This window comes from Cohnella hashimotonis, assembly GCF_030014955.1.
GTDB classification, from domain to species: domain Bacteria; phylum Bacillota; class Bacilli; order Paenibacillales; family Paenibacillaceae; genus Cohnella; species Cohnella hashimotonis.
The window spans coordinates 8,384,135-8,405,461 of record NZ_JAGRPV010000001.1 but is presented as its reverse complement, the minus strand read 5'-3'; the positions used below and the strand labels follow the sequence as shown (position 1 = coordinate 8,405,461).

Sequence of the window (21,327 nt, the reverse complement as noted above, 5' to 3'; positions counted from 1 at the left end):
CGCAGTTGTTGTCCCTTCTCGAACCGCCGGGGACGATTACTGCGCTCTTTGTTGCCATCCCTACGCACCGGGATGCATCACGCAGATGTGCGCGGTTGACGCTGCAAAACCCGCTTTCGGGCCGCCTATCGCGCACTTTTGCGCGATGCGCGCGGGCTCCCTCGCTTACAGTAGGCCGCCCGCGACGACTCCCCGCCCTCAACTCCCCGTCTGCCGATACTCTGCCGGCGTCAGCCCGGTATATTTCTTGAACACCTTGTAGAAATAAGTGCTGTTATTGTACCCGGTCTTCTGCGAGATCTCCTCGATCGAGCAAGGCGTGGAAGCGAGCAGCTCCTTCGCTCGCTCGACGCGGTACTCGTTTACGTAGTCGGGAACCGACTTCAGCGTGAGCTTCTTGAAAATGCGCCCCAGGTACGCAGGCGACATATCGAGCAGCTCCGCGATCTTATACAGCGACAGCTCCCGGTCCGCATACTGCTGCCGGACGATCTCGTCGATCGCGGCGACCAGATTATCGTGCTTCGCATTGTTTTTCTTTTCCCGGAAGCCCTGGCACAGCTGGTCGATCAGCACGCCGAAGTGGTCGCGGACGTCCTGCAGCGTCTCCAGCTGGTGCATCCGCTGGACGAAGGCGCCGAAGTCGTAGTCGGCCGCCGCGCCGGAGCCTTTATCCATATAAGCCGCGGCCGCGCTGATCGAGAAGGCGAGCTGGTTGAACAGCATGTTGTATACGATATAGACGGGCGGATCGACGCTGCGGACGATGTCGGCGAACCATTTTTTGGCCTCCTCGGCCTTGCCCAGCTTTAGCGTCTCCAGCATGTTGTGCTCGAGCGCCGCGGGGTAGATGAAGGCCGCGGTCGCCTGCGGCCTGTGCTGTCGGCCATGCAGGATGCAGCGGTAGCCCTCCGTAAACTTGAATTCCAGCTGCAGGCGCGCCTCCTCGTACAAGTCGGACACGCCCGCCAGACCGTCGCCAATCCGGCTGACGGATGCGGACAGCGACAGGCGCAGGTACCGCTCGGCCGAGTCCTGGACGCGCTTGACGACGTCGCGGACCGACGCCTCCGTCAGCGCGCCGCCGCTCGCCAGCACGGCGATCGTCTTCTCGTCCACGTCGGCGCATTCGCGGGCGCCACCGATGCCGGCAAAGCATTCGGAGGCGATGTTCATGACCCCATACTTAAGCAGCACCCGGTCGTTGAACGGATACTGGCCGGCGAACGCGTCGTACCGGTCGATCACGAGCAGGACGACGACATAATCGCCGGCGGGATCCATGCCGATGCCGAAGGCGTCCATCTCCGCTTCCAGATTCGGTTGCCACCGATGCCCGCTATGAAGCAGCAGCTGGCGCAGAAAGTTCTGCTTCAGCTGATAATCGTTGTTGCGCTTTTCCTTCATGAGCGCGTTAAGCCGGACCAAGACCCTCTCGATGGGTTTGTATAGCGATCTGGACAAGAAGAAGGATACAGCCAGCCCCAGCAGCAGGATGACGAAGCACACGATCAGTACCGTTTTCTTCATCGAATCGATCTTGCCCATGATCGTGTCGTAGGGAAGTACCCGCATGAAGATCCAGCCGGTCGCCTCGTGCCTGGAGTAGACGACGAGCGAACGCTCTCCTTCTACGTCGCCGACGAAGTAACCGGTCTCATGCGCCGCAGAGCCGCTCAAGGCTTCCTTGACATACGGCTTGGCGCTGAGGTTCTCAAGAAACGGAAACGCCTCGGTGCTGGTCACCAGCGTTCCCTCGCCGTCGACGACGAACGTGGATCCGTTCTGATTGCGGTCCAGGCTCGCGATCGCGTCCTTCATCCAGCTCTCCGGCACGTTGAGCATAACCATGTTGTCGATGTCGCGCGACGCGCCCGGGAGATCGTAGAAGACGAACGTATAGACATTCGCCGTCTTCGGGTCGTGGAAGGGCGTCGAGACGGGGAGGATTCGCGGAATCGGGGCGAGCCGCTTGTAGTCGCCGAACCGCTCGACCAGCCTTCGCGCGTCCGCGTCGTAAAAGTCCCGATATGCCTGTACCGCGCTGACGGGGGACATCGAGGCGGTGTAGAACGTCTTCGAGCTTTTGCTATAAATATAGATCGAATGAAAGGAATAGTTGACGTTCAAGTACGTGTTCAGCCGATTGATCGCCATGTTCGTCTCCGAGACGGTGCCGGGGGACGCATAATGAAGCAGCTTGTCTAATTGGGGATCGGCATAAATCTGCAGCGCGTAGTTGGTCGAGTAGTCGATCATCGACTTGGCGCCGTAGCTCGTCTGGGACAGGCTGCTCTTCTCCGAGGCGTAGATGTTCGACAGCGCGATCTTCTCGAAGCTAGTATACAGCGCGGCGGAAAGGGCCCCGATGGTGAGGACGATGCAAACGCAAAACGAGAGAAAAATCTTGGCATAGAGCTTGTCGGAGGTGCGGGCCTCGGCGGGGTTCATCGGAAGTCCAGGCTCCTTCGTCGGGCGGTTATGTGCTCATTATTATAATGAATAACGCAGCGACAAGTAAGGGAATATGCAAAAAGTGTAATGCAAATGCAAATCGTATAGCGACGATGCGTTCATCGGCCCGCTGCTTCTCCGCGTCCGGCGCATAACCGTACAGCGGACAATGCCAAGACCGCCGCCCCGACCTCCAAGGCATCCAAATTGAATTGCATGCCGGGGTGATGCAGCCCGGGCAGCAGATCGCAGCCGAGACCGATCATCGTGGCATGGAGTTCAGGCTTGTGCAGGGCGTAAAAGTGGAAATCCTCCCCGCCAGGCGACACTGGAGGCTCGGCATGCGCCTCGTCTCCGAGAAGATCCGATACGACCGCTCCGACCAGCGCCTCCAGATACGGATCCGGACGCGCCGCCGCCGTGCGAGACTTCAAACGCAACTCCACCAGACAGCCGCCATCCGCGCCGACCGAACGAACGACCCGCTCCAGCTCGAGAAGCAGGGCATCCATGGCTTCGTTCGTCTGGGCGCGTACGTCGATCGTAAAGGCGCCGTAGTCCGGGATGATATTGCTGCTCTCGTTAGGCACGCGAAGTTTGGTCACTTTGCAAGAGGCGGGGACGGCGGAAAAGGCATTCGATACCGCGCGCACGGCCGATATCAGATCGGCCAACGCTTCGATCGCGTTGATGCCGTCGTTCGGTCTCGAAGCATGCGCCTGGAGTCCGGCGACGCTCCCTTCCAATACGGCGCACGCGCCGTGATAAATGGCGCTCGATACTTGTCCGTAAGCCAGCTCCTTCGCCGGACGCAGATGGATGCCTAACAAGTAATCCACATCCGCCAGGCATTCGGCCTCAAGCAGCTTGAGTGCGCCTTCCCCGACTTCCTCCGCGGGCTGGAACAGCGCCCGTAGTTCGCGCGCGGGCTCGAACCCGACCGCCAGCAACGCCTTTATGGCATAGAGCACCATCGTCATATGCGCATCGTGCCCGCAGGAATGATTGGCCCGATCGACCCCGTCCACCCGCTGCCACAGCGCATCGATATCCGTACGCAGCGCAACGACGGGCCCTGTCCCCCGAAGAGCAGCGTCCCCGCTCGCGCTTCTCTTCCAACGCGCGACGAGCCCCGTATGCGCAGGGAAGCGCTCGTACGCGACGCCCATCCCGTCCAATGCCTGCTGCAAGTACTGCGTCGTCCGATGCTCTCGCCAGCTCGCTTCCGGGATCGCATGCAGTTCCGCATAGGTTTCTTTCATCGCCTGCCGGTGCGCGTGAAGCCATGCCGCGATGGCTTCTTTCATAGGTTCCTTCATCGCTTCTGTCATCTCTTCATCTCAAGAATATAATCTAGTGTCTCGGGCTCGGAAGGATGACAGGACACGATTTGATAACCATGGGCAAAAGCGGCCATAGCCAAATCGCGCACGCCCCGCTGCCAGATCTGATAGATATCCGGTCGAGCCTGCCTGAGCTTGGATGCGAAACGCGGGATAGGCAGCCTGACGCGACTTGTCGTCCCGATCAAATCCCTGCGCGCTGCCTGCACGACTCCCACATCCGATAGCTGGCCGCCGGCACCCTCGACGGTCAGCAGCCGCGGATAGCCCGACGTTTCATCACCCCGCTCCTGCTGCCCCCCGATCGCGCGGAAGACGCGCTCCGAGGACAAGTCCCACGTCACGACGAAGCGATCCGTCGGGAAACCGGCGTCATCCGTCCCATAGAACTCGGGAATATAAGCGGACACCGTGCCGCCCAGTTTGACGATATTCAGGTAGCCGTTCCGCGATTCGAAAGGATCGAAGGTCCACACGATTTTGCCGTACCCGGCCTCCATCGCCCACAGCCGCTGCTCCAGCTTGAGGCGCATGCCGATTCCCCGGTCGCGGTATTCAGGCTGAATCGCCATCATATGCGAGCCTACATAGGGCTCCCTGCCGTCATAACCGATGAAGCTGTAACAAAATCCGACGAGCGCCTCGCCGCAAAACGCCCCGATGACCGATCCCCCGTGCAGGATCGCGGCGCGCATCTGCTGCATGGAGGTGATCGTGTCGGGCCCCCACACCTGCTTCTGCAGCTTCACGCATGCATGGAGCTCGCTTACGTTTGCAATGATCCGATAATGAATGCTTTCGTCATCGACCGTCGCCATCTCTCTCCACTCGTCCTTCCCTTCCAGCTTCCCTCAACCGTCTGTCATTAAGGCTCCAGATGTCCCGGCATTCCGCGGTCCGCCCGGCATCTGACCCAATAATCGTCCAACAGCTCCAGCTCGAACTCCCGCACGACGTCCTGGATCGTGAATGCCTCGGACTCGCTCGAGATCAGGAAGGCATTGAGTCGTCCGGGATCGCTGATCCTAACTTTGTCGCCGTACTTTCGTTTCACCGCATCCAGCTTCGCCTTGTTGTAATCGTAATGAACGACCGCGCAATCCAGGTTGATCGTTCGGGTCACAAAGGGATAGAAGTGCGTGCTCTCCCCGACGACTTCCCCGACGGGGTTCACGATCGAGCATGGATCGGGCTGCCAGATCGCGCCCGCGAAGTGCGCCCGGCACGTATACGCCCGATAAGCCTGCATCAGGCCGCCGTGGTACGCGGAAGAAAACACGATCACGTCGGGCTTCTGCCTCGCATACGCCTCTAGCAATTCGTCGAAGTTGATATCGAAGCAGATCAGGCAAGCCACGCGGCCAAAATCGGTCTGAATCACGTGCGCTTCTTTCCCGTATAGCGTATCGGAAGTCGACTTCTGCCGGATCGTAATATGATTTTTGTGATAAACGCCGCAAATCTCTCCGCCGCGGCCGATGACCTGCGTCGCGTTGCGGAAGGTGCCGTCCGGCAGCTCGATCATGGCGGAGTAGGCGATATAACACCGGTTGGCGCTCGCGATCCCCGCGAAGAAGTCGCGGACGCGATTTCCCCGATAGCGGTAGTACTCGTACAGCCATTCCGCGCGCATCCCTTCGAAGGCCGGATCGTCGCAGCACTCGGGCAATACGATGAGATCCGGCCGTTCGGGCAGCACATGCTGCAGCCGCTCCTTCCATCTCGCTATCATTTGAAGGACGGTTTCTTCGAGCCCCAACTCGGCATCCACCTCTTTATTAGGCGGCGCCATACAGCTTATTTTCACGTATCGGGACATGCAGGCACTCCCTTTCCTCCGGCGCTTAAGCGCCCCGGCTTCGAGTCAGCTTCTTGACTGTCAATCGCTCCAGGGACTGCTCGCACACCTCGTGACCGATTCCCGCTCCCGCAGGCACGGCGATCACGCCCGGCCGGACCATCTCGATGCCCGGCACGACGATGTCCTGCGCCCAGAATCGCTTCGAAGCCGATACGTCTCCCGGGATGGAGAAATTGGACAACGAGGACAGCGCTATATTATGGAGACGGCCGATGCCGAGCTCGAGCATCCCGCCGCACCAAACCGGCATGCCCCGCTCCTGGCACAAATCGTGGATGCGCCGGGCGTTCGTCAACCCGCCCACGCGTCCGATTTTAATGTTCATAATCCGGCAGCTGCCCAGCTCGATGGCATGACGGGCGTCCGTCAGGGTGTGAATGCTCTCGTCCAGACACACGGGCGTCCGCAGCTCCCGCTGCAGCGCGGCATGCTCGATGATGTCGTCGTGCGCGAGCGGCTGCTCGATCATCATCAGCTTGTAGTTGTCCATTTCCTTCAAAACAGCCAGGTCATCAAGCGTATAAGCGGAGTTCGCGTCCGCCATGAGCGGCAGCTCGTCGCCGAACCGCTTGCGGATCGCTTCGACCAAGCGGATATCGAATCCCGGCTTGATCTTCACCTTGATGCGCTTGTAGCCTTGCTCCACATACCGCTCCACGTTGCGGACGACCTGGTCGACCGTAGGCTCGATCCCGATGCTGACGCCCACCTCGATCTCCCGCTTGTCGCCTCCCAATGCCTGCGCCAGCGTGATGCCGCTCTGTTTCGCATGCAAATCCCATAAGGCTGTCTCGATCGCCGCGATCGCCATATGGTTGCGGCGGACGGGCGCGAACAAAGCCGATACGTCCTCAGGACGCTTCACTTCCTTGCTCAGCAAATCCGGGACCAGAAAATGCTCGAGCATGTGCCAGACCGTATCCGTCGTTTCTTCGTTATAGTAGGGCGCCGCGAAAGCGACGCTTTCTCCGTATCCCGTCGCCCCCTCGCCATATACGCTGACGATGACGCAATCCTTCCGGTCCATCCGCCCGAAGCTGGTCTCGAACGGCGCTTGCAGCGGGACTTGAACCCGCCTTAACGTGACTTGCTCGATTTTCATCGGTGACCTGCTCCTTTGATCCTGCGCTCGCGACGGTTAAGCCGCCGCTTAGAACAAAGCGCTCTCGTTTCTAACCTTCTTCACGGCGACATTGGTCAAGAGGATGATCGCGAAGCACAGCACGGATTGGTACACGCCGACTGCCGCCGCCATGCCGAATTCCTGCAGGTCCAGGAGCGCCCGGAAGGAGAACGTATCGATGACGTCGGTCTTGTCGTATAGAAGTCCGTTGCTGCCGATCAGCTGATAGAACATGCCGAAGTCGCCTCTGGCGATCTGGCTGACTTTGAGCAGCAGCAGAATGATCATCGTCGGCATCACGGAGGGCACCGTGATATGGATAATCCGCTGCATGAGGCTGGCGCCGTCGATCTTCGCAGCCTCGTACATTTCCGTATCGATGCCGGAGATGCTGGCCAGGTAGACGACGGTCCCGTAGCCGACCGTTTTCCACGCGCTGAAGTACACGAGGATATACGGCCAATAACCAGGCGTATTATAAATGTTCACGGGCGAGAGCCCGATCGATTCCAAAAACGTGTTAATCGCGCCGAACTCGAAGTTGAACATGTTGTAGGCGATCGCGCCGGCTACGACCCAGGAGATAAAGTACGGCAAAAAGATGACGGATTGCAGAAATCTTTTAAAGTATTTGCCTGCCAGCTCGAACAAGATGATCGCGAACGTCAATTCCAGCACGTTGTTCACGATCATGAAGATGAAGTTGTACATGACCGTATTTTTCGTGACGAGCCAGGCCTTGCCCGACTCGAAGAAAAACTGAAAGTTGTCCAATCCGACCCACGGGCTGCCTGCGATGCCGTCCGTATACGAATAAGACTTGAACGCGACGATGATCCCCGCCATGGGCACGTAGCAGAAGACGAGAAAAAAGACGAAGGCCGGCAAAATCATTAAATAAAGCGAGCGATTGCGAAGCAGATCGCCCAGTAAGCCTTTGGAACGCATGCGATTCCCCTCCCGTTAACCGAAAAGGAGAGAGACTGGCAGCCGACCGCAGTCTCTCTCGTCTTTTCTCTGCCTTACTGTTTATTTTTCAAGAACTCGTCGATCTGCTTCTGCGCCTCTGCCTTCACTTTGTCCAAACCCGCTTCCTTGAACTTGGCATTCAGCGTATCGATCGCCGATGCCGGATCGCTGAGGTCGCCGAACGTGAGCGGGACCATATATTGATCTCTTACGTTTTTGATCGCCGCAAGCTCGTTCTTCACGTTCGTCGTATCGAACACGAAGTTGAGGAGCGGATTCGATACCGCCGTTTTTTCCCAAGCCGCTCTAATCTCGGCCACCTCTTTAGGTTCGTTGACCGGCGGCTTGACCATCGCCGGCGTCCTCCAGCCCCATGGCGATGCCGAATCGGTCTTGAAGCCGGACTCTGCGCCGCCCAACTCCTGAATTCTTCTGTCGGCCGTCAGCTCGTAGTGCTTGCCCGCGATCCCGTAGGTCGTCAGGTTGAAGTATTCCTCGTTGTTCCGGAACAGCTCGAGCGCCATCAGCGCTCTTTCCGGATTTTTCGAATTCGCGTTGACCGCCATGCCGCCGCCGACGTAAGGATTCACATAAGTTGCCGCGCCGTTATAAAGATCGTACATCTCGGTCTTCCACTCCGGATGCGTCTCGCGCGCTGTTGCGACCGTTTGAGCCGTATTCGCGATATTGCCGGACATCGAAGCGCTCTTGCCGGCCAGGAACGAGTCTTTGATCTGCGTCTTGTTGACCATCGCGTTTTTGGACCAGTAGCCCTTCTTGTTCCAGTCGACCATCTTCTGGGCGAAAGCCAGATACTCCGGCGTCTGCGCGATGTCTACCAGCTTGCCCGAGGGGTCCTTGAGATCGACGGTGACGAGCGAGTTGCTGATGATGAATTTAGACGTAAACTTGGTAAATAGGAGCTGATCGAACAGCGCATAGCCGGCCGCGCCTTCGTCGTACGGCACCAGACCCGGTTCGTTCTTCGCGACAGCGTCGAGGTATTTCTCGAAGTCGTCCATCGTCTTGAGCGGCGCAATGCCGTACTTCTCCCGCAGATCCCCTCTGACCCCGACGACCGTATGCGAGAATTCCTTCACGGTAGCCGGCACCATAAAGATCTTGTTCTTGATCTTCACCTGGTCCCAGGCGTCCTGCGGCATTTCCTCCATCGTCTTCGGCATGTAGGTTGAGAGCATCTCCGGCGTAAGCTCGAGGTACGCGCCCTTGTCCGCTTGCGCGCCGTATTTGAGCCAATCGGCGGTTAATACCAGGTCGAAGTCCTCTCCCGTCGCGAAAAGGAGCGGATACTTCTGGGCGTAATCGCCCCAGGAAAGGAAGATCGGTTCGATCGTCGCGTTGATATCGTTCTTCATCTTTTTGTTGATCTCGTCGTATACGAGACCGAGATCCTTCGGCGGGTCGCCGATCAGGTACATCTTCAGCTTGACTTCCTTGGACGTGTCGGGCTTGTTCTCCGCCGGCGCTGCGGTTGTGCTCGCCGCCGCGCTGGTAGTCGCCCCTGCGCTTGCGCTAGGCGAAGCCGGTTCTTTGGACGAGTTGGTCGAGTTGGTCGAATTGGACGAACAGCCTGCCATGACCATGGTAGCCGCCAATCCGATCGCCATGAGTCCCCTTGCATTTTTCATCGATAAATCCTCCCCCAGTGATGGTTAACAAGGCTATATGATAAACCGGCATACGCCGGGTTCATCCTTTGACGGCGCCGATCGTGAGACCTTGGATGAAGTATTTCTGAACGAACGGATAGAGCAGCACGACAGGCCCTGTCGCGATGACCGTCATGGCCAGCTTGAACGATTCCTTCGGCGATTCGACGGCGATCGCGCTTTGCGAGACCGAGGAATTCGCGAACGCGATGCTGCTTAATATTTTGTATAGAAAATATTGAAGCGGAAATAAATGCTCCTTGTTCACGAACAACATGGCGTGATACCAGTCGTTCCAATAGTTCAGCGCGATGAACAATCCGATCGTCGCAAGCGCCGGCTTGACCAGCGGCAGGATGATGAAGAGGAAGATGCGGAAATCGCCTGCGCCGTCCATCTTGGCGGATTCGCTGATCGCGTCCGGAACTGTGGAGCTGATGAAGCTGCGCAGGATGATGATGTAGAACACGTTGAGAAGCGGCGGCAGCAGCAGCGCGAGCATCGATTCCTTCAGTCCCAGATACCTGACGACCAGGATATACCAGGGGACAAGGCCGCCGGAAAACAACGTGGTAAAGAAAAAGTAGAAAGCGAACACGTTCCGGTTTTTGAAGTCTTTGCGTTGAAGCACGTAAGCCGTCATCGCGGATATGAACAAACCAAGCAGCGTGCCAAAGACCGTGACCAGGATGGTGACCCGATACGCGGAGAGGATCTGCGCCGGATTGTTAAAGATGAATCGGTAGGCGTCCCAGGACAAAGCGTCCGGGAAAAGGCTGTATCCGTTCTTTACGATGTGGGATTCCTCCGTAAAGGAGCCGACGACAATCATTAGAAACGGGATGAGGCACAAGGCCGCAAAGATGGATACCCACGCATAGCCGACGATATTAAAGACGTATTTTTCAGTAGCAGGTTTAAGCGCCATCGAACTCCTCCAGCTTGCGACGTTAGGCAGGATGACCGGTTCCTGAGTCTTATCGTAGCCGCCTTGGCAGTCTGCTGTATACTTCACAAACCGGTAAAAGCCTTACACTTTTTTGCGAAATGCCACTCAACGGATCTGCTTGAGCCTGCACTTTTTATAAAAAAGAGAAAATGCCGTGCCGGAGCAGGGGCTCCAGGCATGGCATTTTCGGCGTTTCTACTTTTCCACGTAGAACTTCAGCTCGGAAAACGATACGAAACCCGGGTTCACGGTCGCGTCCGGCGATTCGAATACGGCGACCCTGATGTATCTGGCGCTCACCGACGGAAAATTGAATGTATGCGTATGGCCGTCGGTGCTTGGCGAGGTCACGCCGCCGTACACGTTCGTCCACGTGTCGCCGTCCTGCGAGACGGAGAACATGAGCCTGTTGGATCTCGTCTGGCCCCAGTTGTACATGGTCGCGTCCAACCGCTCGAGCTGGGTGGCGCTCCCAAAATCAAAGATCACATGGGCAGCCTTGTCGCCCGCCCAGCGCGAAGCCTCCGACGGGATGTCGTCGAACATCTTCCACACATTTTGCGCGGTCTGCGTGGCTCTGAAGCTCTTATACTTGATGGCCTTCAAGTCGGCGATCGGAATCGGGGTCACGGGAGCGAGCGCCTGCTCCTGGAATTGCAGCTTCGCGGCCGGCCCTGTCCAGGTGATGCCGACGACTTGATTGACGGCATCCCAGGCTGCGGCGAATCGCAAGCCGCTCTGCGGAATGAACGTGTGCGGAATCAGCATCTGATGATCGGCGCCCGTCGCCGGCACGTCCATCGTCTTGTTCGCGCCGTTTACCTTCGCGATGCTGCTGCCCGCGGTAAACTGGATCGTCGACGCGCCTTTGGTCGCCGTCGCCGTTTGGGTGGCGGCGTTCCAGCTCACCGTCATGCCCATCGCTTCGTACACGTTTTTCATCGGGACCATGACGACGTTGTTGTTCAACACGGGCGGGACATCCAGATCCAGCCCCTGCGCGTCGATCCGGACGCGGATTTTTCTGCCCGCCGGTTCCGACGGCACTTCGCCGGCGAGCGGAAGCGCGCTGGCATCCGCTTTTTGCAGCGTGTAGGTGCCGGGCGTGCCCTCGAAGTAGATCGCGTTGCCCTCCTGTGCGGCTTGGTACTTCACTGCAGCGGTCTCGCCTTGCTTCACGGCCGTCCAGAATCCGCCCTTGAGGTCGGTCACCAGAATCTTGTAGGTCCGGTTCGCCTCGCCCGTGAAGGCGATCGTCGCTTGTTGATCGGTCAGATCGAAGTCCTTGGCGAAAAACACGACGCGATCCTGGATTCTGGCGCCCGCATAGTCGTCGGTCTCGGAGTAGTAAACCTCCTGCGGCGCGGGACCGTCCACGGCATCCATCACCTGCATCACGTTCAAAAACCGCGTTTGATTCGAAGCCGTCTCGCTGGAAACCTCGAGCCGCCACTTGCCTGCGTCGACGACGGCGATGTTGGATACATCGGCAGGCTTAATCGGCTTATTGACGCCGTCGACCTCGAATTCGCATTTTCCGTCGATTTCGTTTACGCAGCCCGGGCCGCCGATTTTCTCGACGTTCAGATCGTCGATCTTGGGCAGCAGCGTATCGGTGACCAGCTTGCCGTTATAACTCCGCTCCGTCACTTCGCTGGTGTAGCGATTGCCGTCGACCGCAGGCTCGAAAGCCGAATGAAGCAGCCATCTTTTCTCCGCGTTCGCGTTCGGCGTGTCGATATTGTCGTACACGATCATCGCGGCCGGATGCTCGTCGTCCTTGAAGTTCAGGAACGCCATGCTTCTCGTGTAGTTCTCGGTCCTCGATTGGCCGTAAGCCTCGCTCAGTTCCCCTTTGATGTAAGAGTAGTCGGGATACATCTCGTCATCCCCGATGGCATGGGAGAGGATCGTGCCTCTTTGGTATCGCGGATCCGTATTCCACTCTTCGAGCGACTTGGGAACGCGATCCAGATAGAGCTGGTTGGAAGGGGAATAAGGTCCCTGCTCCTGCGCGGTCGGATCTTCGATCTGCACGACGTTGTGCGCGATCGACTGCTTGTGATATTCCTGGTCATGTACGCTGTTGTATTCCATCGCTGCGCCGGTTACCGGGTTTACGCCGGAATAAATGCCGGAGTCGACCGCCAGGTAGCCTTTATAGTACATCGAGAAGGCGCCGGCATCGGCGTGCTGATGGTTGGTCTGGGTTCGCTCGCCGATGTTCATAACGGCGACGACCGCCTTGGAATCCTGCCCTTCGTCCCAGCCCGTTCTCGCCACGATGGAGCCGTACGGCGCGGGGAAGTATCTGGACAGCGGCGTGTCGTACACGGATTGCGACGCGGCATTCGGATTGTAGAACAAAAGGTAATACAGCTCGTTTTCGTACCTGTTCTGCCTTAAAAACTCATACTGCGCTCTCGGATTGTTGTAGACGCTGCCCGCGATCATGCTCGTAATATTCCCGTGAACGATGCGCGTCCATGGCGTTTTGAGGGCGGTATTGAAGTCGTCGCCTTCCGTCATGATATAGCCGTCCGGTCGGAGGGTGTATACTTCCCGGTCGAGCGCGAGCCCCACCTTGTCCGTGAGCGGATGGACGCCGATCGCCTTCCACAGCTCATTGCCCAGCATAATATACTTCAGCCTGTTGTCCCCGTAGGCGGGACCTTCGAACGGCATCTCCGCGTCCAGCATGACGTTAAATCCCGGCATCGTCTTGTTTAAGAGATAGTCCGCGATGTCGGCGTAGTACTCGGGATTCGTATCGTAGAGCGCGATCGCCATCGCAAGCTTGAATTGATGGTGCACCTCGCCGTTCGCGTGTCCGGCAAGGATCACCTTTTGATTCTCGGGCAGCGGATAGTTGTACTCCAGTCCGTTCCTGACCCAAGTGTCGAGCCCTTGGCGGATAGCCGATTTCTGCGATTCGTTCAGAAGCGCATAGCACCAGTCGTAGACCAACGATTCAAGGAAGATCAAGTCTCCGATTTCTCTGGCCACGTTAAAAACGGTCGTCGAATTGCTCCGGTCCGGATTGAATTGTACCGTGTTGGCCATATTCACGGCGATCTGAACCGCTTTTTGACCTGCGGCCGCATCGTCGTAGATCAGATAGCGGAGCGCATTCGCCTTCATGACGTCCACCGTACTCGCATCGATATTGGTGTTTGCGGCGCTGCTTCTGGGCGGAAAGTTGCCCGTCTTTTGGATTTGCGCCTTGGCGTTGATGCTCGTCCATACCGCGTTGAACGCCGGATGGGCCAGCTTCGTCTTCAGTGCCGGCAGCGTCTGGCTGTTGACCAGCACGCGCGGGCGATCGCCGGGCGGCACCGGGATCGGATCGTACTGGCCGGTTTGCTTAGGGGCGATGACGCCAGGCGTCTGCACTTGGAAAAGCACGATCGGGTTAGCGGCGAGATCGCCTGCCTTCTGGGTCGTCGTGCCGCCGTAATTCATGGCGAAGGTATACGATCCGGGCAGCAGCTGCTTGCTCGCTTCGCCGTTCGCGGTCGTGCCGAACGTGCGCCAGCCCGTCGCGTAATAGGATACGACGCCCCCGTTTAACGGATTATTTTGGCTGTTCTTGAGCTGCACACGGGCGTTCACCGTCTGGAAGAGTACGACCGGATCCGTGCCGGTATGCTGCGCTTTATCCATGCTGGTGCCTTCATAATCCATATGGAACGTATAATTGCCCGGCAGAAGCTCTTTGCCGACTTCGCCGCCGATGACGTTGCCGAAGGTTTTCCACCCGCCCGCACCATAATAAGAGACGACGCCGTCGCTGAGCGGATTCCCTTGACTGTCCTTCAACTGCGCGCGCACGTTCACCGTCCGGAAGGCGACGAGCGGATCGAAGCCGGTATCCTGCGCCTTTTCCAAGGAAGTCCCTTCATATTCGATATGAAAGGTATACGACTTATCCGTCAAAGACTTGGAGGCCGTCCCCGCCGCGTCGGTCGTGCCGAACGTCAGCCAGCCTGCGTCGTAATAACTGACGGTCGCGCCCGCGAGCGGGTCCCCGTCGCTGTCCGTCAATTGAACGGTGACGTCCGACACCGCCGCTTCGGCCTTCTGCGGAGCGAATCCGAATAAGAGGCCGCCTAACATAGCCCAAGCTAGAAGCGTCGAGATCCACCTTTTAGGGGTCCCGGTCAACGAATCGATCATGCGCCTCATCCTCTCTTATGGCCGTAATGGTCGTTCGCGTAAAACAGCGGCAGCCTCGGACGGGAAATCAATGTCTGGGCTGCCGCTGCTTCACGAAGCGATGCGATATGGGTTACGTGAATGATATTGCGTGAATACTTTGGCCAATCTACTTTTTCACGAAAAACTTCAGCTCGGAGATCGACACCCACTCCGGATTGGTCGTCCCGTCCGTCGACCCGAAGACGGCCAGCCTGAAATATCTGGCGTTCAGGGACGGAAAGTTGAACGGCATAAAGTCGCTCGTATCGCCTATGGTGTCTCCGCCGTACACGTTGGTCCAATTTTCGCCGTCGTTCGAAACGGAGAACATCAGCCTGCTGGACCGGGTATGGCCGTTATACACCGCCACGTCGAGTCGCTCCAACTGAATCTGCGAGCCGAAGTCGAATACGACATTCGCTCCGAGATCGCCCGCCCAGCGCGATGCATTGGCCTGCACGTTGTCGAACAACTTCGGCACCAGATCCGGATTGACAGTTGCCGTATAGCTCTGATACTGGACTTCCTTCAAATCCCCGATCGGGATCGGCGTGACGGGAGCCAGCGGCTTTCTCTCGTACGGAAGCTTCTCGACCGGCGGCAGGGTGTAGATCTCGGCCACCAGACTTTCGGCATCCCAAGACGTTTTATAACCCGTGCTTTGCGTAATAAAGCCGAGCGGTATGCGCATCTGGCCGTTGACTACTGTAGCCGGCACCTCCATCGGCTTGCTCTCGCCGTTGACCGTCGCCGTGGCGCTGCCCGCCGCAAGCTCGATGGTCAGCCCCTCTTTGGTCGCCTTCGCCGTTTGGGCGCTCTCGTTCCATTCCACCTGTAGGCCTAAGGCTTCAAGCGTGTCCTGCATCGGGATCATCGGGACGCCGCCCGCCAGCTCGGACGATGCGCCGAACGGTTGTCCTTGTCCGTCGATTCTGACGCGGATCTTTCTTTCCAACGGTTCCGAAGCGACCTTGCCGGCGAGCGGAAGCGCGCTGGAATCGGCCTTGTGCAAAGTGTAAGTACCCGGGGTCCCCTCAAAGTAGAGCGTATTGCCTTCATTGACCACCTTGTACTTCACCGTTGCCGTCTCGCCTTCCTTAGCGACCGTCCAATAGCCGTCCGCGAGATCGGTCACCAAGATCTTATAACGCTGGTCCGCCTCGCCCGTGAAGGCAATCGTCGCCTCGTCGTCCGTCAAGTCGAAGTCCTTGGCGAAAAAGACGACGCGATCGTAAATTCTGGCGCCAGCATAATCGTCCGTCTCGGAATAATAGACGTCCTGCGGCGCAGGGCCGTACACGGCGTCCATCACCTGCATCACGTTCAAAAACTGCGTGCGGTTCACAGGGGTCTTATCGGAAAGTTCGAGTCTCCATTGACCTGCTTCCAAGGCGGCTAGACTGGTCGGCGAAGCTGCCCTAATCGCCTTGTTCACGCCGTTGACCTCGAACTCATGACCGGGGCCGCCGATCTTATCGACCTTCAGCGCATCGCTCTTCGGCAGCAGCGTGTCGGTGACCAGCTTGCCGTTATAGCCCTGCTCGGTCATGACGCTCGTGTATCTGCCGCCCTCGACGATCGGCTCGCCGATCGTATGAAGCAGCCATTTTTTCGCGGTGCCCGCATCCGGCGTGTCGATGTTGTCGTAGACGAGCATGGCGGCCGGATGTTCGTCATCCTTGAAGTTCAGGAAGGCCATGCTTCTCGTATAATGATCGGTATTCGTCTTGCTGTAGGCCGCGCTGAGCTCGCCCTTGATGTACGAGTAATCGGGGTACGTCTCGTCGTCTCCGATGGCGTGGGAGATGATCTTGCCCCGTTGGTAGGCGGCCTCGGTGTTCCACTGCTCGACCGACTTGGGATACCGGTCGAAGAAAAGATCGGTGGCGTCGCCGATCTGCACGACATTGTGCGCGGTGGTTTCCTTATGGTAGTCCAGATCGTGCACGCTGTTGTATTCCATCTCCGCGCCGGTAACGGGATCTACGCCCGAATACATCCCGGAATCGATCGCCAGATTGCCCTTGTAGTATAGAGAGAATGCGCCCGGGTCGACATGCTGATGATTGGACTGGGTCCTCTCCCCGATATTCATGACAGCGACGACCGCATTGGAGTCCCGCCCTTCATCCCATCCCGTTCTGGCGACGATGGAGCCGTACGGGGCGGGGAAGTATCTGGACAGCGGCGTGTCGTATACCGACTGGGACGGCGCGTCCGGATTGAAGAACAGTAGATAATACAGTTCGTCCAGGTACGTATTCTGCTTCAGAAACTCATACTGCGCCCTCGGATTGTTGTATACGCTGCCTGCGATCATCGTCGTGATGTTGCCTTGCAAAAACCGCTTCCACGGCTGTTCGTACGCGGTATTAAAATCATCGCCCTCCGTCATGATGTTGCCGTCCGGCCTGCGGATGTACACCAGCCTGTCGAGCGCGAGCCCGACCTTCTCCGTGAGCGGCTCGATGCCGATGGCCTTCCACAGCTGATTGCCCATCATGATCGTCTTCATCCGGTTGTCTCCGTAGGCTGGGCCTTCGAACGGCATCTCCCCGTCCAGCAGCACGTTGAACCCGGGCAAGGCGATGTTCAAGAGGTAGTCGGCGATGTCATTGTAGTATTCGGGATTCGTGTCATAAAGCGCGATCCCCATGGCGAGCTTGAACGAATGGTGAACCTCGCCGTTGGCGTGGCCGGCAATGATCACCTTTTGCCGCTCATCCATCGGATAAGGGTACTCCAGCCCCGTCTTCACCCAATGGCCGAGCGCTGCTTGGATCGTCGTCCGCTGCTCTTCGTTCATCAGATCGTAGGTCCAGTCGTAGGCGATCGACTCGAAGAAAATGAGGCTGCCGATATCCCTGGCCACATTGAACACGGTGGTCGAATTGCTGCGATCCGTGATATATTCCACCGTTTTCGCCATATTCACGGCAATCCGGACCGCTTTTTGACCGGCCGCTTCGTCTCCGTAGATCAGATAGCGCACGGCGTTGGCCTTCATGACCTCCATCATTCTCGGGTCTACGTTGGTGAAAGCGGTTCCAGTTCTGGGCGGCAGATTGCCGTCCACGTTTCTTTGCGCCTTCGTGTTGATGCTCGCCCAGACGTCGTCGAAGGCCGCATCGGTCACTCTCGCCTTCAGCGCCGGAAGGGTATTCTTGTTGACCAGCACCCGCGGACGCTCGTTCGGCGGCTGAGGAATCGGATCGTACATATGCGATTGCTTAGGCGCGACGACCACGCTCGATGGCGTGCTCACCTGGAACGCGACAGTCGGATCCGCCGACAGATCGCCTACCTTTTCGGTCGTCTTTCCGCCGTAATTCATCGCGAAAGTATACGAACCGGGCAGCAGCTGCTTGCTCGCCTCGCCGTTTGCGGTCGTGCCGAAGGTCCGCCAGCCGGTCGCATAATAGGACACGGCGCCGCCGCTCAGCGGATACCCCGTCTGGTTCGTCAACCGCACCTTGGCATTGACCGTCCGGAAGACGACGACCGGATCCACGCCCGTGTCCTGCGCTTTATCCATCCGGGTCCCTTCGTAATCGACATGGAACGTATAATTGCCCGGCAGCAGCTCTTTGCCGACTTCGCCGCCGGTCACATCCCCGAACGTTTTCCAGCCTGTCGCATAGTAGGACGCCACGCCCCCGCTCAGCGGGTTCCCCTGGCTATCCTTCAGCTGCAGCTTCACGTTCACGGTCTTGAAGTCGACGACCGGATTGACGCCCGTATCCTGCGCGATATCCAAACGGGTGCCTTCGTAATCGACATGGAACGTATAGTTGCCCGGCAGCAGCTCCTTGCTGACTTCGCCGTCGGTCACGTCCCCGAACGTTTTCCAGCCTGTCGCATAGTAGGACGCCACGCCCCCGCTCAGCGGGTTGCCCTGGCTATCCTTCAACTGCAGCTTCACGTTCACGGTTTGAAAGACGACGACCGGATCGACGCCGGTGTCCTGCGCGATATCCAACCGGGTTCCTTCATAATTGACGTGGAACGTGTACGATTTATCCGGCAGCGCTTTGCTCGCCGTTCCCGAAGCGTCCGTCGTTCCGAACGTTTTCCATCCCGCGTCGTAATAATCGACGCTTGCGCCCGCGAGCGGATGGCCCTGGCTGTCTATTAAGCGAACCGCGACCGCAGATTCGTCTGCCGCTTCCGCCGCCCCAGCCTTCTGCGGAGCCCATCCGAATAAGATCTGGCCCAGCATGGCAAAACCTAGCGCGACGGCGATCCATTTTCTGTTTATCCCGGTTAACGCACCGATCATTACTTTCACCCTTTCTTTATGAGCGGATCAACTCGTTACAGACATTGCAGCAAGTCCGGCAATCACCTGTTTTCGGTTCCTCTCGCCTCCCATCCATCGCCGCAAACAGCAGATTAAGCAACGCCGTACATACCGGGAACCATCGGGATCTTGGCACGGTTCCTGATTCCTATCGTAGATAATGTAAATTTGCGTGTATACTTTACAATTCGGTAATCGCCTTACACTTTTTTGCGAAATGCCACTCAACGGATTGGCTCGGCCCTGCACTTTTTGTAAAAAGGAGAAAATGCCGTGCCGGAGCAAGGGCTCCAGGCAGGGCATTTGCGCTTACATTTCTCAAGCACATGCGGATAACCATTTATTAACTATGAATAAATAAACGCGCGTTTGCTTGGCGAACGGACGCGAAAGCGTTATGATAGTGCCGTAAACGATACTTACCATGGGCAGGAGGCATTCGAAGTGAGAACGATTCAATTGGGGACAAGCTCGCTCGAGGTACCCGTAGTCGCGGTCGGCTGCATGCGCATCAATTCGCTGGAAAAGGCGGAGGCCGAGCGCTTCGTTCAAGCGTCGCTCGAGGCGGGCGCGAACTTTTTCGATCATGCCGACATCTATGGCGGAGGCGCCTGCGAGGAGATTTTCGCCGACGCCATTCATATGAACGACGACATCCGGGAGAAGATCGTCCTGCAGTCCAAATGCGGCATCCGCAAAGGTTCGTTCGACTTTTCCAAGGATCATATCCTGACCTCGGTCGACGGCATTCTGAAGCGCCTGAAGACCGACTACCTGGACATTCTGCTGCTCCATCGCCCCGACGCGCTGGTCGAGCCCGAGGAAGTCGCCGAAGCGTTCGATAAGCTTGAGAGTTCCGGCAAAGTCCGCCACTTCGGCGTGTCCAACCAGAAGCCCATGCAGATCGAGCTGCTGAAAAAATACGTCAAGCAGCCGATCGTAGCGAACCAGCTGCAGCTGAGCATCACGAACGCCAACATGATCTCGAACGGCGTCAACGTGAACATGGAAAACGAGTCCGCGATCGATCGCGACGGCAGCATCCTGGACTATTGCCGCCTGAACGACATCACGGTTCAGCCTTGGTCGCCGTTCCAATACGGGTTTTTCAAGGGCGTGTTCCTGGACAACGAAGAGTTCCCGGAGCTGAACGCGCAGATCGACGAGATCGCGAAGAAATACGAGGTCAGCAACACGACGATCGCGATCGCCTGGCTGCTTCGCCACCCGGCGCGCATGCAGCCGGTCACCGGCACGATGAACATCGAGCGCATTCGCGACTGCGTCAAGGCGAGCGATGTTCACCTGACGCGCGAAGAGTGGTACGAGATTTACCGCGCTGCAGGCAATATTCTGCCCTAAGCGCAGCCTTGCGTACGGCCCCGGTCCTGATGGATCGGGGCTTTTTCAGCACGCGCAAAAAGAAACGGCCGCCAGGCTCTTGAGCCGGCGGCCGTAATCGGTTTTACTTGAGTGCGTTCAGACGCTCCTCGAGACGGTCCCACGTCTCGGTGATGCCCTGCAGCATGCCCATGTCCATGACGGTCTTGAGCGCTTCCGCGGACGCGTATTCGCCGCGATTGACCAGCTTCGTCTTGCCGGCCTCGTCGACGAATTCCAGCGTGACCTCGGTCGACGGCATTTCCGCATTGACGTTCCCTTCGGCATCCGAGAAGTAGTCGACGTACACGATCTTTTCGCCTTCGACGATCTCCTTGTAAACGGCCTTCCCCCACGACTCCATGCCGTAAAACTGGCCCTGGCTCGGATCTTCGCACTTCATGCAATAGTGCCACACGCCGCCCGGACGGAAGTCGACGTTGCAAACCGGGATCTCCCAGCCGCGCGGTCCCCACCAGTGCTTCAGATGCTCGGCTTCCTTGAACATTTTGAACACGAGCTCGCGCGGCGCGTCGAACACGCGCTCCAGCACCAGCACCCGATCTCCTTCTACTCTCGAAACCATCGCATTGCTAGACATTGTAAATTCCTCCTCGTTTTAATTCGTTATTTGGGTTCTTCCGTTCGTTCGGTTCGTTCCTTGTCCTGCAATTCCCGCAAGTAATCGTCCAGCTTGTCGTACCGCTCTTCCATCATGCGGCGGAAGGTGCCCAGCCACGTATCCATCGCTCGGAACGGTTCGGGCCGCAGCTTGTAAATCCGCCGGTTGGCGTCAGCCTTCGCTTCTACGATCCCCGCCTCCCCCAGCACCTTCAGATGCTTGGAGGCTTGGGGCTGCCGCATGCCCAGCCGGTCGGCGATCTCCCCTACGGTGAGGGGGCCGTCGCGCAGCAGCTCGACGATATGCATGCGGTTCGGTTCGGCCAGCGCGCTGAGCGCCGCCATGTCCATGCCCGGTCGATGTCCCGACATGTCGTTCACCTCTTCAGCGTGTGATCTCCCGGGAGTCCCATCTCCTTCGCCTTCAGGTTACCTTCCTGATGAGTTAAATATACACCAC

General features: G+C 58.0%; 13 protein-coding genes. 1 reads left to right on the top strand and 12 read right to left on the bottom strand.

Annotated features, from left to right (window positions below; all coding sequences use genetic code 11):
• Positions 1-198: 198 nt before the first annotated feature.
• The 10 genes from KB449_RS33570 to KB449_RS33525 all read right to left on the bottom strand — a co-directional run bounded on the left by KB449_RS33570 (position 199) and on the right by KB449_RS33525 (position 18,845).
• Positions 199-2,451 (bottom strand): helix-turn-helix domain-containing protein, encoded by a 2,253-nt coding sequence (locus tag KB449_RS33570; protein WP_282912510.1) that lies wholly within the window; start codon positions 2,449-2,451, stop codon positions 199-201.
• Between the two features lie 122 nt (positions 2,452-2,573).
• A complete protein-coding gene (locus KB449_RS33565; protein ID WP_282912509.1) occupies positions 2,574-3,773 on the bottom strand; it encodes an amidohydrolase in 1,200 nt (399 codons plus the stop codon).
• 8 nt (positions 3,774-3,781) lie between these two features.
• On the bottom strand, positions 3,782-4,615 hold the full coding sequence (locus KB449_RS33560; protein WP_282912508.1) for a GNAT family N-acetyltransferase: 834 nt from the start codon (positions 4,613-4,615) through the stop codon (positions 3,782-3,784).
• A 47-nt stretch (positions 4,616-4,662) separates the two neighbouring features.
• Positions 4,663-5,616, bottom strand: a complete 954-nt coding sequence (locus KB449_RS33555) for a carbon-nitrogen hydrolase family protein (protein WP_282912507.1) — start codon at positions 5,614-5,616, stop codon at positions 4,663-4,665.
• A gap of 25 nt (positions 5,617-5,641) precedes the next feature.
• A complete protein-coding gene (menC, locus tag KB449_RS33550) occupies positions 5,642-6,760 on the bottom strand; it encodes an o-succinylbenzoate synthase (RefSeq protein ID WP_282912506.1) in 1,119 nt (372 codons plus the stop codon).
• A 48-nt stretch (positions 6,761-6,808) separates the two neighbouring features.
• Entirely contained in the window at positions 6,809-7,729 is a 921-nt protein-coding gene (locus KB449_RS33545; RefSeq protein ID WP_282912505.1) for an ABC transporter permease, read from the bottom strand.
• Positions 7,730-7,803: 74 nt separating this feature from the next.
• Complete coding sequence (locus KB449_RS33540) at positions 7,804-9,399, bottom strand: ABC transporter substrate-binding protein (protein WP_282912504.1); 1,596 nt, start codon at positions 9,397-9,399, stop codon at positions 7,804-7,806.
• A gap of 61 nt (positions 9,400-9,460) precedes the next feature.
• Complete coding sequence (locus KB449_RS33535) at positions 9,461-10,348, bottom strand: carbohydrate ABC transporter permease (protein ID WP_282912503.1); 888 nt, start codon at positions 10,346-10,348, stop codon at positions 9,461-9,463.
• Positions 10,349-10,564: 216 nt separating this feature from the next.
• Positions 10,565-14,545 (bottom strand): stalk domain-containing protein, encoded by a 3,981-nt coding sequence (locus KB449_RS33530; RefSeq protein ID WP_282912502.1) that lies wholly within the window; start codon positions 14,543-14,545, stop codon positions 10,565-10,567.
• A gap of 148 nt (positions 14,546-14,693) precedes the next feature.
• Positions 14,694-18,845 (bottom strand): stalk domain-containing protein, encoded by a 4,152-nt coding sequence (locus KB449_RS33525; RefSeq protein ID WP_282912501.1) that lies wholly within the window; start codon positions 18,843-18,845, stop codon positions 14,694-14,696.
• 465 nt (positions 18,846-19,310) lie between these two features.
• Here KB449_RS33525 and KB449_RS33520 point away from each other — a divergent pair, with 465 nt between their 5' ends.
• A complete protein-coding gene (locus KB449_RS33520; protein WP_282912500.1) occupies positions 19,311-20,228 on the top strand; it encodes an aldo/keto reductase in 918 nt (305 codons plus the stop codon).
• A 103-nt stretch (positions 20,229-20,331) separates the two neighbouring features.
• Here the strand turns inward: KB449_RS33520 and KB449_RS33515 are convergent, their stop codons facing one another.
• Both KB449_RS33515 and KB449_RS33510 read right to left on the bottom strand, forming a co-directional pair.
• Complete coding sequence (locus KB449_RS33515; RefSeq protein ID WP_282912499.1) at positions 20,332-20,847, bottom strand: SRPBCC domain-containing protein; 516 nt, start codon at positions 20,845-20,847, stop codon at positions 20,332-20,334.
• 26 nt (positions 20,848-20,873) lie between these two features.
• On the bottom strand, positions 20,874-21,239 hold the full coding sequence (locus tag KB449_RS33510; protein WP_282912498.1) for an ArsR/SmtB family transcription factor: 366 nt from the start codon (positions 21,237-21,239) through the stop codon (positions 20,874-20,876).
• Between the last annotated feature and the right edge of the window lie 88 nt (positions 21,240-21,327).